At 49.9% G+C, this 15,700-nt stretch carries 10 protein-coding genes; 5 read left to right on the top strand and 5 right to left on the bottom strand.

Annotated elements, in window-relative coordinates:
* Positions 1 to 217: 217 nt before the first annotated feature.
* Together rnt and pyrC are read right to left on the bottom strand one after the other, a co-directional pair.
* The gene (rnt, locus tag EDC56_RS17360; protein WP_123713838.1) at positions 218 to 853 is read right to left on the bottom strand and encodes a ribonuclease T; all 636 of its coding nucleotides are present in this window, start codon (positions 851 to 853) and stop codon (positions 218 to 220) included.
* A 51-nt stretch (positions 854 to 904) separates the two neighbouring features.
* Positions 905 to 1,939, bottom strand: coding sequence for a dihydroorotase (pyrC, locus tag EDC56_RS17355; RefSeq protein ID WP_123713837.1), 1,035 nt, complete (start codon positions 1,937 to 1,939; stop codon positions 905 to 907).
* Positions 1,940 to 2,227: 288 nt separating this feature from the next.
* Between pyrC and EDC56_RS17350 the strand changes: the two genes are divergently transcribed.
* Positions 2,228 to 3,448, top strand: coding sequence for an argininosuccinate synthase (locus EDC56_RS17350; protein ID WP_123713861.1), 1,221 nt, complete (start codon positions 2,228 to 2,230; stop codon positions 3,446 to 3,448).
* 116 nt (positions 3,449 to 3,564) lie between these two features.
* On the opposite strand, the gene EDC56_RS17345 is transcribed toward EDC56_RS17350, so the two are convergent.
* On the bottom strand, positions 3,565 to 4,458 hold the full coding sequence (locus EDC56_RS17345) for a LysR family transcriptional regulator (RefSeq protein WP_123713836.1): 894 nt from the start codon (positions 4,456 to 4,458) through the stop codon (positions 3,565 to 3,567).
* 119 nt (positions 4,459 to 4,577) lie between these two features.
* On the opposite strand from EDC56_RS17345, the gene EDC56_RS17340 reads away from it, so the two are divergent.
* The 3 genes from EDC56_RS17340 to EDC56_RS17330 all read left to right on the top strand — a co-directional run bounded on the left by EDC56_RS17340 (position 4,578) and on the right by EDC56_RS17330 (position 10,011).
* Positions 4,578 to 6,611 carry an alkyl/aryl-sulfatase gene (locus EDC56_RS17340; protein ID WP_123713835.1) on the top strand — a complete coding sequence of 678 codons (2,034 nt, stop codon included), beginning with the start codon at positions 4,578 to 4,580 and terminating at the stop codon, positions 6,609 to 6,611.
* Positions 6,612 to 6,756: 145 nt separating this feature from the next.
* Positions 6,757 to 8,334 (top strand): peptide chain release factor 3, encoded by a 1,578-nt coding sequence (locus EDC56_RS17335; RefSeq protein WP_123713834.1) that lies wholly within the window; start codon positions 6,757 to 6,759, stop codon positions 8,332 to 8,334.
* Between the two features lie 132 nt (positions 8,335 to 8,466).
* Positions 8,467 to 10,011: a phospholipase D family protein gene (locus EDC56_RS17330; RefSeq protein ID WP_148059444.1), complete on the top strand. Its 1,545-nt coding sequence runs from the start codon at positions 8,467 to 8,469 to the stop codon at positions 10,009 to 10,011.
* Here EDC56_RS17330 and EDC56_RS17325 read toward each other — a convergent pair whose 3' ends face one another.
* Positions 10,012 to 10,509: a glutathione peroxidase gene (locus tag EDC56_RS17325; protein WP_123713832.1), complete on the bottom strand. Its 498-nt coding sequence runs from the start codon at positions 10,507 to 10,509 to the stop codon at positions 10,012 to 10,014.
* A gap of 310 nt (positions 10,510 to 10,819) precedes the next feature.
* Between EDC56_RS17325 and EDC56_RS17320 the strand changes: the two genes are divergently transcribed.
* On the top strand, positions 10,820 to 12,904 hold the full coding sequence (locus tag EDC56_RS17320) for a response regulator (RefSeq protein ID WP_123713831.1): 2,085 nt from the start codon (positions 10,820 to 10,822) through the stop codon (positions 12,902 to 12,904).
* A 110-nt stretch (positions 12,905 to 13,014) separates the two neighbouring features.
* Here the strand turns inward: EDC56_RS17320 and EDC56_RS17315 are convergent, their stop codons facing one another.
* Entirely contained in the window at positions 13,015 to 15,483 is a 2,469-nt protein-coding gene (locus EDC56_RS17315; protein ID WP_123713830.1) for a penicillin acylase family protein, read from the bottom strand.
* Positions 15,484 to 15,700: the final 217 nt, after the last annotated feature.

The following is a 15,700-nucleotide window of genomic DNA, read 5'->3' as shown; positions in this document are numbered from 1 at the left end:
GGTAGTGTGGGGCTTCCCCATGTGAGAGTAGGTCATTGTCAGGCTCTTATGCTAAAACCCCGTAAGCTAACGCTTACGGGGTTTTTTTATGCCTGGATAAAGGTACTCTAGGAGAGAGAAGACGAGCTGTCATCGGTGTTACAAGGGAGGGGAAGAGGTGATATCGAGAAAGGCGAACAGGACTATTTTGAAGCCCTGTCAGAGTGTCGCGTACCTGTTAATCATTCTTTTGTAGTTTATTGGCCCTGACGGCGAGGTCCCAACCGCCGAGATTTTTCCAACGATTAACCATCAGGCAAAAGAGTTCGGCAGTGCGTTCTGCGTCGTAGTCGGCTGCGTGTGCTGCGGCGTTGTCGAACTCAATACCGGCCAGTGAACAGGCTTTTGCTAACACCGTATGGCCGAGGACAAAGCCGGCGAGGGTGGCAGTGTCAAAGTTTGAGAATGGGTGGAAAGGGTTTCGTTTGATATCGCAGCGCTCGGCTGCGGCCATCATAAAGTTGTGGTCGAAGGCGGCGTTATGTCCGACGAGCACGGCTCGAGTACATCCCGATTCCTTGACCGCTTGGCGTACATGCTGAAAGAACTCTTTCAACACCTCGTCCTCGGTGCGGGCTCCGCGCAGCGGGTGGAAGGGGTCGATGCCGGTGAAGTCGAGGGCCGCCTGTTCTATATTGGCGTTCTTAAAAGGCTCTACCTGGTAAAAGTAGGTTTTATCCTTATGTAAGTAGCCCTGGTTATCCATCTGCACCATTGTTGCACCGATTTGTAGCAGTGCATCGGTCTTGGCATTGAAGCCGCCGGTCTCTACATCAACGATGATGGGGAGGAAGCCCCTAAAGCGCATAGCCATGGGGGTCTTGAGTTTGGTTTTACTTTCGCTCACAAAGAAGTCCTTGTCGAATCACTTGATGACTGTCGCGCGCCAGTGAAGCTGTTCGCCTGCCATTAATGGGGTTAGCTGTTGGTCACCGAGAGGTAGCTGTTCAGCCACGGTCCAGCTGTCTTTGGTTAGCTTGACTTTTTGCTGATTGCGCGGCAGTTGGTAGAAGTCTGGCCCGAAGTGGCTAGCGAAGTCTTCTAGCTTGTCGATTGCGCCTGCTGCATCGAAGGCTTCTGCGTAAAGCTCGAGTCCTGCAAAGGCGGAATAGCAACCTGCACAGCCACAGCTTTGCTCTTTCATACCTGTAGTGTGTGGAGCAGAGTCAGTGCCTAAGAAGAAGCTTTTATCACCGCTAATGGCAGCCTCGATGAGGGCCGTTTGGTGAGTATTTCGTTTCAATATGGGCAAGCAGTAATAGTGCGGCTTGATACCGCCGACCAGCATATGATTACGGTTAAATAAGAGGTGCTGCGGGGTGATAGTCGCCCCAACAAGGTCGCCATGGGTACGGACAAATTCGGCGGCGTCGGCAGTGGTAATGTGCTCGAGGACAACACGTAGTCGACTAAAACGGTTAACAATGGTCGTGAGGTGGCTATCGATAAAGGCTTTTTCACGGTCAAAGATATCAATATCTTGATGGGTAACCTCCCCATGTACCAACAAAGGTAACCCTACTTCCTCCATAGCCTCAAGAGCCGGGAAGATCTTTTCGATGGCGCTAACCCCTGAGTCGGAGTTGGTAGTGGCGCCGGCCGGGTAGAGTTTTGCCGCATAGACGATACCACTCTGTTTGGCCTCTCGTATGTCTTGTGGTGAGGTTTTGTCAGTGAGGTAGATCGTCATCAGCGGTGTGAAATCATTGCTCGCATAGCGATCTATACGGCTTTTGTATGCTTCGGCCATCGTGGTGTTGACGATCGGCGGTGTGAGATTGGGCATTACGATGGCGCGGGAGAAGATACGTGCAGTATCCGGGACAGTGCTACGCAGGGACAAGTCATCACGTAAATGCAGGTGCCAGTCATCAGGCCGGGTAATAATTAGTTCGGTCATTGCTCATTCTCAGCGGTACATGTGCGCTGCATATTACTCGATTTGGCAGATTTTCTAAAGAAACGCTTACTGCTATCGTGGTGGTAGCAGTGAGTTTAGATAAAACAGAGAGGGTGTGTGTGTTGCGTTTAACGGAGAGCAGTGTTGTAACATCAACAATAAGCCGGCGAGCGGCTGCTACAGGATGAAATTTAGTGCAACTCCGTTTAGAATAACGATCAATCATTGCACGCTAGCTAAGATTTGGCCATTGGCAGTTTCGCTAGCAAACTCAACGCGGAAATAGATATGTCAGATATAAAAAAAGTAGTACTCGCCTATTCCGGCGGTCTCGACACCTCGGTAATCGTAAAATGGTTACAAGAGACTTATAACTGTGAGGTAGTAACGTTTACTGCCGACATCGGTCAGGGGGAAGAGGTTGAGCCCGCCCGTGCTAAAGCTGAAGCTCTGGGTGTGAAGGAAATTTATATCGACGATCTGCGTGAAGAGTTTGTTCGTGACTATGTCTTCCCAATGTTCCGCGCCAATGCAATCTACGAGGGTGAGTACCTACTCGGTACCTCTATCGCCCGCCCGTTGATTGCTAAGCGTATGATCGAGATTGCCAATGAGGTGGGAGCCGATGCGATAAGCCACGGTGCTACTGGCAAAGGTAATGATCAGATTCGTTTCGAATTGGGGGCATACGCACTGAAGCCTGGTGTCGCAGTCATCGCGCCTTGGCGTGAGTGGGACCTCACTTCTCGTGAGACATTAATGGCTTATTGTGCAGAGCGCAACATCCCTGTTGACTTCGATAGCAAGAAAAAGAAGTCGCCTTACTCGATGGATGCCAACCTGTTACATATCTCCTATGAGGGCGGTCTTTTAGAGGACCCTTATGCTGAGGCAGAGGAGGACATGTGGCGTTGGAGTGTTTCTCCAGAGGAGGCACCGAATACTGCGACCTATCTTGAACTAGATTACCAGCGCGGCGATATCGTTGCCATCGATGGCAAGGCGATGACGCCGGCTGAGGTACTGACCTACCTGAATGAAGTCGGTGGCGCCAACGGTATTGGCCGCTTGGATATTGTCGAAAACCGTTATGTGGGTATGAAGTCTCGCGGCTGTTACGAGACACCGGGTGGTACCATCATGATGCGTGCGCACCGTGCGATCGAGTCAATCACTCTGGATCGTGAGGTAGCGCATCTTAAAGATAGCATCATGCCCAAGTACGCCGAGCTGATTTATAACGGTTACTGGTGGAGTCCTGAGCGCAAGATGATGCAGACGATGATTGATGAGTCACAGGAGTTTGTTAACGGCCGAGTACGCCTTAAGCTCTATAAGGGTAACGTTACCGTGGTAGGACGTAAGTCTGAAAACAGCTTGTTTGATGAGTCGATAGCCACCTTCGAAGACGATGCCGGTGCCTACGATCAGAAGGATGCCGCGGGCTTCATTAAGCTGAATGCGCTGCGCCTGCGTATCGCTGCTAATAAGGGCCGAAATAACCTATAGGCTCTGTTGTTAAGTGACACTTTGAAAAACCCGCTAAGCGGGTTTTTTTGTGGCTGAGGTTTATCGATGCAGTAGGTGTGTCGGTTGTAACGAGTTCTAGGAGTGCTGAATACAAGCTAGACCAATAACCCGGATAACTTGTCTCGTAACCAATTTTGAGCCGGGTCGTTGTTGTTACGGCTGTGCCAAAACATGGTGTGCACGACAGGCTTTGTTTCAAAGGGCGAGTTTAAGATTTGCAGGCCGAGTTTATCGGCATATTGGTTAGCAAAAGTAGAGGTCATAAAACCGATACACTCGCTATTGGCGATTAAGCCCATCATCGACATCAAGGAGTGACTTTCACAGCTTATCTTTCTTTGTAGCATAGACTCTTCGGCGAAATAGTCGGCGGTATATAGTTTGCTTCGCCTGACCTTAACTGTGATGTGTTGCTCGTGGTAATACTCTTCAGAACTTAAGCTACCGGTTATTCGAGGATGATCGTTACTGCAAACAACTACTAGCTCTTCGCTATATAATGGTTTGGAATGATAGGACTGGCTGCTGATTTGACCGATATCGATGGCGAGGTCGGCTTGCTGCAGGTTCAATTTATAAAGTAACTCGTCCTCATCGTTTGGCGCTAAATTGAAGCGGATAGAACAGTTGCCCATCCCTTCATCCTGCTCGACGAGAGGTTGTAACATGCTCATCATGGGCTCGTTGACAAAAACCTCAAATACCCGGCCCTTACGCGGATCAAAATTTCTAAAATTGCCGAGGGCAAATTCAAGGTTGTTTAATGCCGGTTCGATTTGCTGGGCAAGCTGCTGTGCGGCATTTGTTGGCGATATCCCTCGCCCCTCACGGACAAAGAGTTCACAGCCGAGCTGCTGTTTTAATCGTTTTAAGGCGCCACTGACTCCAGGTTGGGTTAGCCCTAGCGACTCTGCTGCCAGGGTGATCGAGCGCAGGCGGTATACCTCTAAGAAGATGGTCAGTAAATTGAGGTTCAGGCTGTCAGTCATCAATTAACCCATAGATTTTTGTTATGTAGGAAGCATATATTACTTTATTTCAAGTTATGTGTTAACCCCCTATAGTAACTTCATCCATTTAATATTGATTGCAATTCTCAGGGGCAAGTATGAAAAAACAACTAAGCGTTCAGAAATCAATCATTGCTATGGCCATCGTTATTTCTGCGCCGCTGCAGGCCGCCGCTCATGACCATGATCATGTCCACGGGGACTTGAGTACAGGCGGTGGTATGCCGGCTACTGCGGCGACTATTGCCTCGAACGACCAGTTTTCAAGCACACTCAACTGGGATGATCGAGTCGCATTTGCACGAAATAAGAGAGGGTTGATCGTGCCCCTGGATGTCGCATCGGCGAAGATAGTCCGTGATAACTATGATTTTATCAGTCAGGACTATATCAGTGAGACTGTTAACCCATCACTATATCGTCAGGCACAGCTGAACAATACGGCCGCTGGTCTGTATCAAGTTAGAGAGGGTATTTATCAGGTGCGGGGCACGGATCTGTCTAATATTACCTTTATCCGCGGCAAGACGGGCTGGATTGTTTACGATGTACTATTGACCAAGGAAGCGGCGAAAACGTCAACCGAATTCTTCCTTAACAACGTGCCCGAGGGCGGGGATTTGCCTATTGTGGCGATGATCTACTCACACAGCCATGCCGATCATTTTGGTGGTTCACGGGGGATTAAAGAAATGTTTCCCGGTGTGCGTGTATACGGCTCAAATAATATTACTAAAGAGACCGTTGATGAGAACGTGCTCGCAGGCAATGCAATGTCTCGGCGTGCAGCCTATCAATACGGGGCGACCTTAGGTGCGCATCGTCACGGCATCGTCGATGCGGGTTTAGGTAAAGGGCTTTCCCAGGGAGAGATTACCTACGTTGCCCCGGATTATACTTTTAATAGCGAAGGCAAGTTTGAGACTTATTCTGTCGATGGTCTTGAGATGATCTTTATGGATGCGGCAGGTACCGAAGCGCCATCGGGCATGACGACGTTTATCCCCAGTATGGGAGCGCTGTGGAGCGGTGAGCTGACTTACCACGGCATGCACAATATCTATACCTTACGTGGAGCTAAGGTTCGTGATGCGCTGAAATGGTCTAAAGATATTAACGAGATGATAAATGCCTGGGGCAACGATATTGACGTTGTTTTCAGCGCACACTCATCGCCGGTCTGGGGGAATGAGGAGGTGCTCGATTTTATGAAAATGCAGCGTGATAATTATGGTTTTGTGCACAATCAGACCCTGCGTTTAGCCAATAGCGGTGTCGTATTGCAAGACATCGGTGATGCCCTCGTAGATGCGCTACCTCAATCTATTCAGCAGGCGTGGCACACCAACGGCTACCATGGCTCATACAGTCATAATGCGAAGGCTGTGTATAACATGTATCTTGGCTACTACGATATGAACCCGGCAAATCTAGACCCGCTACCAACGGCCAAGGAGTCGAAGAAGTTTGTCGAATATATGGGCGGTGTCAATAACGTTGTAGCCAAAGCGACAGTCGATTTCGAACAGGGGCGCTATCGTTGGGTAGCGACGGTATTAAACAAGGCGGTGATAGCCGAGCCGAAGAATAGAGAGGCGAGAAGGCTATTGGCAAACACCTACGAGCAACTCGGCTACCAATCAGAGACCATGGGCTGGAGGAACAGTTATTTAACTGCGGCGCAAGAGTTGCGAGTGGGGACCATGCCAGGGGCACCGAAGTCCGCCTCTACTGATGTGTTGTCAGAAATGAGCGTGACTAACCTGTTGGATTATATCGCAGTTAAAATAGATGCCAAGAAGGCTGCCAAGACCCCATTTAGCATGAATATCATCATACCGGACCTCAATGAGATTCATTATGTTGAGATGTCTAATGGCAACTTAAGTAACGGCCTAGTACGAGAGAAGCATATGGCGGATACGACGATTGTGGCCATTAAAAAGGATATAGCGACACTGTTGAGTGGTCGTCAAAGCATCGAGAAATTAAAGGCTTCTGGTGCGGTGATGATTCAGGGTGATGAGTCTGTTTTTAGCAAGCTTAAGGCGGCTTCTGTAGAATTTGATGAGAGTTTTGAGATTGTACCGCGCCCGCTAAAAGGCCAGGAGGTTGATGCTAAGTTCTATTAACTATACGGACTAGATCGGTTTGCTTGAAAAGGTCGGCAGCTGTCGGCCTTTTTATTGGTATGGCTTCTCGTGGGATAAATGGATCTGTGATTTAGCGGGATAAATCAGTATAATGCCGCTCTTTTCACCCTGTGGATTACCTTGTATGAGCACGTTAACAGACCAGATTAGTCAGCGCCGTACTTTTGCGATCATATCTCACCCCGATGCGGGTAAGACAACGATTACAGAAAAGCTTCTTCTTTTAGGTAACCTCATCCAGGTTGCCGGTTCTGTGAAGGGCAAAAAGGCAGACCGTCATGCGACATCGGATTGGATGAGCATGGAGCAGGAGCGTGGAATTTCTGTTACCTCGTCCGTCATGCAGTTTCCCTATAACGGCTGTACGGTGAACTTGCTCGATACACCGGGCCACGAAGACTTCTCTGAAGATACTTATCGTACGCTGACCGCTGTCGACTCGGCGTTGATGGTCATCGACGGGGCGAAAGGTGTCGAGGATCGCACGATCAAGCTGATGAATGTCTGTCGCCTTCGTGACACACCCATTATTGGCTTTGTGAATAAGTTGGACCGTGATATCCGCGAGCCGATTGAGTTGCTTGACGAAGTGGAAGAGGTGCTCGGTATTGCTGCCGCGCCGATTAACTGGCCGCTGGGCATGGGCAAGGAATTCCAGGGTGTGTACAACTTATACACAGACACGATTCATGTGTTTGAGCAGGGCAAAAACTTTGTTCTCGGTGATGATATTCGCATCCAGGGGCTTGCCAGTGACGAGGCGAAGGAGTACCTCGGTATCTACTACGATGACATCGTTGAAGAGCTAGAGTTGGTCCGCGGTGCATCACACGAGTTTAATTTAGACGATTATCTCGCCGGTCAGCAGTCGCCCGTCTTCTTCGGTACTGCCATGGCTAACTTTGGCGTTAAAGAGATGCTTGACGACTTCGTCAAATGGGCGCCTAACCCCTTGGATCGTGATACTGCCCAGCGTACCGTGGCGGCAACGGAAGAAAAATTCAGTGGCTTCGTTTTTAAGATTCAGGCAAATATGGATCCCAAGCATCGTGACCGTATTGCCTTTATGCGAGTGTGTTCAGGCAAGTACAGTAAGGGCATGAAAATGAAACATGTCCGTACCGGCAAAGACGTTAAAATTGCCGATGCGGTGACTTTTAAAGCCGGTGAGCGTGTATTAGTCGAAGAGGCGGTGTCGGGTGATATTATTGGCCTGCACAATCATGGCAGTATTCAAATTGGTGATACCTTCACCCAGGGTGAGGAGCTGAAATATACGGGCATTCCACACTTTGCACCGGAGCTATTCCGCCGTATACGCCTTAAAGATCCTTTGAAGATGAAGGCGCTACAGAAGGGCTTGCAGCAGCTTTCGGAAGAGGGGTCTACTCAGGTGTTCTTCCCAACGCGCAATAACGACATCATTGTCGGCGCAGTAGGGGTGCTGCAGTTCGAGGTGGTGGCCTACCGCTTGAAGGATGAATACAAGGTTGAAGCCATCTACGAGCCAGTGAACGTCTACACTGCACGTTGGGTGGAGGGTAGTGAGGAGCACTTGGCGGAGCTTAAGCGTAAGGCGAATGACAATGTGGCGATCGATGGCGGTGGTCATTTAACTTATCTTGCGCCGACACGAGTGAACTTAGCGCTCGCGGAGGAGCGTTACCCTGAGGTCGACTTTAGGTCGACACGAGAACATTAATCGATCGACTATACTGAACCCGCACTAGCGGGTTTTTTTTCGCTGGTAGGTTGGAGTTTGATAGATCGACTTGCCGGTCGGGCGCTGCTGGTGAAGAATAGCCAATAAGACGATAACAACGTGGATGCACTGATGACCGTTAAAGACCGCTTACTGACAGCCGTGGTGCCAGCTATTATGTTGTTGTTATTAGGGGGCTGTTCGAGCCTGCCTAAACATGTATTGAAAGAGGCGTCCTATGTCACCGTTCTGCCGGAGGAGACTCCAATGGGCCGCTCGGTGCAGGAGCAGAGTCGCAGGCATGCGGGGCAGTCGGGTTTTACCTTGCTGCGCTCTGGTCGATCGGCATTTACCAGTCGTATGCTGGCGATCAGAATGGCGGAGAAGAGCCTGGATTTGCAGTATTATATTTGGGAGGCCGACACCACCGGTATGATTCTGGCGAGGGAGCTGATTCGGGCGGCTAACCGAGGGGTGAGGGTACGTTTGTTGTTGGATGACAACAATATGCAGGGTTATGATCGCGTATTGGCCGCGATGAACAGTCATCCAAACATTCAAATTAGAATATTCAATCCATTTGCTAATCGTGAATCACACCTTTTCGATGCTATGACGGACTTCTCTCGCATTAATCACCGCATGCACAACAAAGTGCTGGCAGTGGATAACGCGATAGCGATTGTTGGCGGCAGGAATATTGGCGATCACTATTTCGCGGTCAATCCACAGGCTAACTTTCGAGACCTTGATGTCGTCGCAGCAGGACCGATAGTCGAGCAGATCTCCGATACCTTCGATGAATTTTGGAACGGGCCTTATGCGTTGCCGGCGGAAAAACTTGTCGCTATCGATAGCCAGCATGATGGTGCTCATTTAGAAGAGAAGTTGACCAAGGCTCTGGAAAAGAAGCCTTATCCCTATTCGCTAACCGACGACCTCGATAAGCTGCAGGCGCTACTGGCTGATTATGAAGAGGCCTTTGTCTGGGCTAAGGCTGAGGTTGTCTATGACCGGCCAGAGTCCATTGAGGGTGAGAGTGCCGAATATGGTATTGCCTCATTAATGACTGAGAGGTTATTGCAGGCGCGACAGCGAGTTTATATTGAATCGGCCTACTTTGTTGCCAGCGGTGATACGGTGGCTAATGTTGCCAAATTGATCGATGATGGTGTCGATATACGGGTGCTGACCAATTCCCTGGCCTCTAACGATGTGATCGCTGCGCATGCCGGATATGCAGAATTTCGCGAAGCATTAATACGAGAGGGAGTGGAGGTCCATGAGTTGCGGCCCGATTCGGAAGAGATACGCAAAGCCTGGAGCGTCGCGCTGGGTGCATCTAAAGCTGGCCTGCACACTAAGGCCCTGGTCATCGATGATGACAAAGTGTTTGTCGGTAGCTATAACCTAGACCCTCGGTCGGCCAATATTAATACTGAAATTGGTCTGTTGATCTATAGTGAAGCCTTGAACGCCCAGCTTGCTGAATACATGGCGCAAGGTCGGTCGCTGAAAAACAGTTACCAAGTTTATCTCAATAAAGAGGGTAAGCTCCGTTGGCGAACACTTGAGGGCGGTGTGTTAATCGAGTATAAAAACGAGCCGAAAACACATTTTTGGCAACGCTTCTTCGCAGATTTTATTGAGCTATTACCGGTTCAATCGCAGCTTTAATTAAGGCTGCGGTTGTTCGAGTAGCGCCTCAATGGCCGCCTCTAAAGCTTCTGGCTTCGTGGCTGGTGCGTAGCGTGTTATCTGTGAGCCATCTCTGCTGATCAAAAACTTATTAAAGTTCCATTTTATCGTGGTGCTGCCGAGCAGGCCTTTTGCTTGCTGGCGGAGGAATTTAAACAGTGGCTCGGCCTGCGTACCATTGACGTCAACCTTGGCTAACATGGGGAATGTGACGCCATAGTTCAATTGGCAAAAGCTAGAAATCTCCTCCATTGTACCTGGCTCTTGTTGTGCAAATTGATTACAGGGAAAACCGATAACTTGCAGCCCCCGCTCAGCATATTTTTGGTTGAGCGCCTCGAGGCCAGAGAATTGAGGTGTCAGCCCACACTTACTTGCGGTGTTAACCACTAACAATACTTTACCTTGGTATTCGCTTAGTGTGCTGCTGGTGCCGTCGGCCTTACTGACGCTGAAGTCATAAATACTGTCGCTCATTGAGAATCTCCTTATAATTATTTATTAGCATAAATTAAAACATGAAATATGAGTCGTTGCACGGTCATCATTAGAAAGCGTTAGCTGTATAAGCATAGATCGTCTAGATATAACAAAACCAACTAAGCTTTATCCCGGATCCAGCTATAATTAAACGATGTGCAGGTATCGTTGGCCGCGTCGCCAGTTCGTTGTCGCAATGATAATATCAGAGTTAAAAGTCCTGTGAAGTAGACCTATCCCGCCGGCTATCGTGCTTTTACTTTTGCGACGATTGCTCCAATTCTGTGGCGAGGCAGAGGAGGGTTAAATGAGTATGAAAAGGCTGGCCAGCTGTTCTGGAATATTAGTGCCAGCGCTAGTGGCATTGCTGTCTTTTTTTTCTTTGAGCTCAGCTGTTGGTGATGGCGTCGGGCAGCTCGTGCTTTCGCTGGTGACGGTGTCGCCTGAGGTTTTCGGTGGTGATGTCTTTAACGACTCGATGCTGATATTGAAAGACAGTAATGTGCTGCCAGTTGAGGTTGAGATGGGGGCGGCAAACAGTGTCTCTTTTCAGTCGATACTTTATGGTGTGCTTTTTTCATTTTTTTGCTTTTATCTTTTTATTGGCTTGCGTTTGCGTAGAAGTAGTCAGTTATATTTTGTTACCTATATCTTTCTCGTTGTGCTTCTTGTTTTGTGTCGAGACTATTCGTTGCTTGGCTGGCTTGTTAATGATCATGCGGAAAGTGTTTACCCGTTACTGTTGGCCTGGTTGAAATTATTGGTGTTGGCCGTGCATGTGCTGTTCATATCCTCGTATATGAAGAGCAGGACAACTCAGCCCAATCTCTATATTAGCCTGTGTGTTTTGCTGTGCGTTAGCTTGGCGTTAGCGGTCGTTATGCCTTTTCAATCCACCGCAGCTCTGAAGATCATGTTGCCGGTTATTTATAGTTTATTTGTAGCTCTATCGATGTTTCTCGTCGGTTTCGGTGTGCAGCAGAAAATAGCGGGAGCAAAATATTTATTTGTTGCGGTTCTTTGTGCTGTGGTGGGTTTTGTCGTCAGTGAGATGGTCGAGGATGGGCTACTGCTGCTTAACGAGTATAGCTATCAGGCGCTGGTGATTGGTGTTGTCGCCGAGGTACTGTTGTTTGGTTTTTGCTTGGCAGATAAGCTGGCGATAAGCCATCAGCGACATCGTTACTTGTTGACCTCTACGCTAAAAGCTAAGGACAATGAGCTAAAAGCCTATGAGCAAAGCAATAAATTAAAAAATCAATTTCTCGCGGCAATCAGCCATGAGTTACGCACACCGATGAACGGTGTTGTGGCTGCTATCGATATATTGACGCCTGATAATCCTGACCGTGTTGAGCGAGAGAAATATCTTCAGTTGGCCAATAGCTCGGCAGAGGATATGACGAGGTTGCTGGATAAGCTGCTATCGTTTGCGGAACTGCAATCGGGAGCGGTACGTGCGAAAGAATCACAGTTTAATCTCCGTGAGCTGATTGTGGATCTGTGTGAGCGCTACGAGGAAAGGGCGCAGCGCAAGGGTATTAACCTACAGCTTTTTATTGATCAGGCTGATCAGCTTTGTGTGCTGGGTGACGTGAAAAAGCTGCGGGAAATTATCAGTCAGCTCATCGACAACGCGGTTAAGTTTACCGATCATGGCTCGGTTGTTGTAAGGCTAGATGTTTTGCCAGCGGAGACAGATCTAACGGCCGTGATTAGTGTGACAGACACCGGTGTGGGGATTCAAGCGACGGACAAGCAGAGTGTCTTTAATGCATTTGAACAGCAGGATGCGGGCTGTGATCGACGCTACAGTGGTTTGGGTATTGGCCTGAGTATCTGTCAGCAACTCGCCAATATCATGGGAGGCGAGTTGAGCTATGAGAGCGAAGAAGTGATCGGCTGCACGTTTACACTGTCTGTGCCGTTGAGACCGGCTCAGAAGCAAGCGCTAGAAGCAGAGCCAGAAGTTATCGTTCAAAACCGGGGTAATATAGCGCCGATTCTCATCGTCGAAGATAACTACGTCAATCAGTTGGTGCTCAAGGGCATGTTGACGAAGCTTGGCTACGAGGTGTTAACGGCTGACAACGGTATTGAGGCGTTGTCGGTGATGGATCGTTATGCGGTTTCCATTGTGTTGATGGATTGTCAGATGCCAGAGATGGATGGTTTTGAGGCCACCAAGAGAATTCGTGCGGGCTATGAGGCTGGTGCGGAGGTGCCGATTATTGCGGTGACGGCGAACGCCATGGAATTTGATACTGAGCGCTGTATTGCGGTGGGCATGAATGACTTTATTAAAAAGCCGGTGCGTAAAAAGATACTGATGAAAAAGCTATTGTACTGGTTGAATAAGCGTCCTGCGGCGAAAAATAACGTCGAGTTTTGAAATGATAAAAACTGTTTCTCGAAAATAATAAAACAGGTCTAAGTCTAAAGTAAAAACTAACAAGATAGATTTAAAAGGCGCGACGATCATCACTCGCCGCGCCCAAGGGGTTAATGTGTTGTCAGCGTTATGCTGTCAACTAGGTCGTTGGCAATCGCCTCCTTGGTAAAGATGACTGGGCGCCATTCGCCACGAGAGAACAGGCGCGTCTGGTCAGCGTAGTGTGGTGACTCAGGGTCGTGTGATTGGCTGTAGGTGAGAAAGGCATCAGCCTTCGGGCCATCTTCGGTAAACTCTAAGGCCATCACCCAGCTGGCACCGCTACGAATGACGTAGTTGCTGTTGGTCACAGGTAAAGAACCAGAGCTATTGATATTGAAGACACCTTCTAGGCCACCACCACCGGGAATGGCGATGCGCTCCTCACCTTTTATCGCATACTGAACCTCTTTCAGCGGTGTATCGAGGGCGATATTTGCTGCCTGTAAGGTTTGCACGGCCTTGCCGAGTGCGATTAACGCCGGATCTTCGTCGACCAATGTCGTGTCATCGATCAGCTTGAGGCCGGAGGGCGTCGCAACAGGGTTAGCAGGATCGAAAGGAGTCTCGAACAGGTCTGCCGATAACCAGCGCTCACCTACCTTATAGTAGCTTTTCAAAAATTCACGGAAGATCGGTGCACCGACACTGTCGTTGCGATAGAGACCGTCCCACTCGCTGAGCAGCTGGCAGGCGGTAGTGATGTCTATCGTCGTGCCGTCGACAACGACCTTGTTGACGGCGCTACAGCGCTCGCTGAGCTCGTCCTTCAGTAGTTCGCTCGACATGCCGCGCTCGCCGGTGACGACAGACTTCAGCTCCTCGAGGTTGAACTTGCCGTCTGCGCCGGAGACACCGTTGGCGGAGGCCTCTTGCAGCAGCACCGCATTCATCCGGGTGCGCGGGCTGCGAATGCTGTCAGCTGGGCCATAGACGATGGAAAAGTCTTCGATCGGCGCGTCGAGGTTGGTCAGCCACGGGCTGCTGTTGGCATTAAAGACGTAGTCGCTGCGAGTGAGTCGTGGTGCTTTTTCGAAGGGCACAACACCTTCAACAGGGGTGGTGCCGGTATCGACCCACTCGAACATCGAGTTGCTGCCATCTAGTATTAATTGGCCGCGCCCCTCCTGCCATGAGTATTGCATCGCCACTGCTTCGTCTGTCTGGGGAGGCGTCGATAGCAGCTGTTTCACCGTCATGTCGACTTGAGGAAGTAGGTTGGCGGTACGAGAACCGTCGATGAAGTAAGCCGTGCCAGACTTGTCGGCGGCCATGGTATTGACCCAGGGAATGCCCTGATAGTCGGCGAAGGCCTGCTCGAACTCGGCTAAATTACTGGCACGATTCATCGCCAGCCACTGTTTGACCATGTTTTCATTGCCCTGGTTGGCGTCGCGATAGGTCTGTGCGCCATCTTTCCAGCCGATAATTGGTCCATAGTGTGAACTGTACAGAGTGCGGGTCTGCGGTTGTAGGCTGCCGTCTGCCTGGAGTACCTGTACCGTGTACTCTTGTGACGACATTTGGCGATATTCGTCATCGTACTTGTACTGGGTAGGGTCGCCGTCTTTTAGCGTCAAGTGGTAGGCGGTGAAACGCTTGGATTGGGAGACGGTATGGGTCCAGGCGATGTTGTCGTTGAAGCCAATTAACACCCCCGGTACGCCGACAAAGCTGACGCCGGTAACGTTGAGCTCACCATCGATCGTGAGTTGGTTCTCGACAAAGCGCAGCGAACCGCTCCAGGGGAAGTGGGGGTTTGATAGCAGCATGCCGTGGCCGGACTCAGTCTTATCCTTACCGAGTGCCCAGCCATTGCTACCGAGTTCTTGATTGTTCTTGGTGATCTCGTTCAGCTCGGTGTTGAAGCTGCTGAGGCTGGTAACTTGTTGGGGGGCGGGTAAGGTGGCAGTAGCCACTTGTGAGGCTAGGGCGGAGCCGCTGGCAAACAGTGCCAGCTTGAGGTGGTAAGCGTAGAGGTCGGTGACCGTGACGGTGGGGATGGGGTAGGCGTTGTCGCCACTACAGGGCGAGGGGTAGACACCGTTCTTATCGGCGACTGCCTGGTTGAAACCGTTGACATAACCGGTCAGGGTCTCCGCGTCTTGTTCGTCGAGGGTCTTGACGGCCTTTTCCGCGTTCGGGTAAATGCCGAGAGCCTGTGTGGCGAAGTCGGCGTTGACATTGCTGTCTTTATAACCGGCACCGAAAGTCTTCGCCAGTTCGGCGCGCACACCGATAATTTCTTTGGCCAACGTACACATGTTTTCCTGTGCATGGGCATAACCCTGACCGTAGTAGAGCGAGCGAATATTACTAGCACTGATATGGGGTACGCCGTAGGAGGTGTATTCGATCAGCGCTGTGTCGGTGCTGGGGGTGCTGTTATCGTCGGAGGTATTGTCTGATGGGGTATTATTCTCGGGCGTATTGCTCGGGGAGTTACTACCATCGCTGCCGCACCCTGCGAGGGCGATTGCGATCGCGATTGCGATCGCACCGGGTAGAAATCGCGTGGTCGGTGTTTTTGTTATCGTCATTACTTGCTCCAAAACTCTTGTCTTCGTTCTTATTAGGTCCTTATACGGTCTGCTCCAGCTCCAATATAAAGCAAGCTCAGGGTGTCAGTTCGATGGCTTAAAATCGTCCTATCCGACCCATCCGAACTTATTTTATGCGCTGACATTACAATCAATTAGTGAAGCCCGCGGGCAATGTACTCGCGGGTTAAATTACGCTAATGTTAGCGCTAGTAAT

The sequence above is a fragment of the Sinobacterium caligoides genome, from assembly GCF_003752585.1.
GTDB classification, from domain to species: Bacteria; Pseudomonadota; Gammaproteobacteria; order Pseudomonadales; family Sinobacteriaceae; genus Sinobacterium; species Sinobacterium caligoides.
Note: the sequence above shows the minus strand (reverse complement) of the source record. Positions and strands in the feature narration are given on the sequence as shown.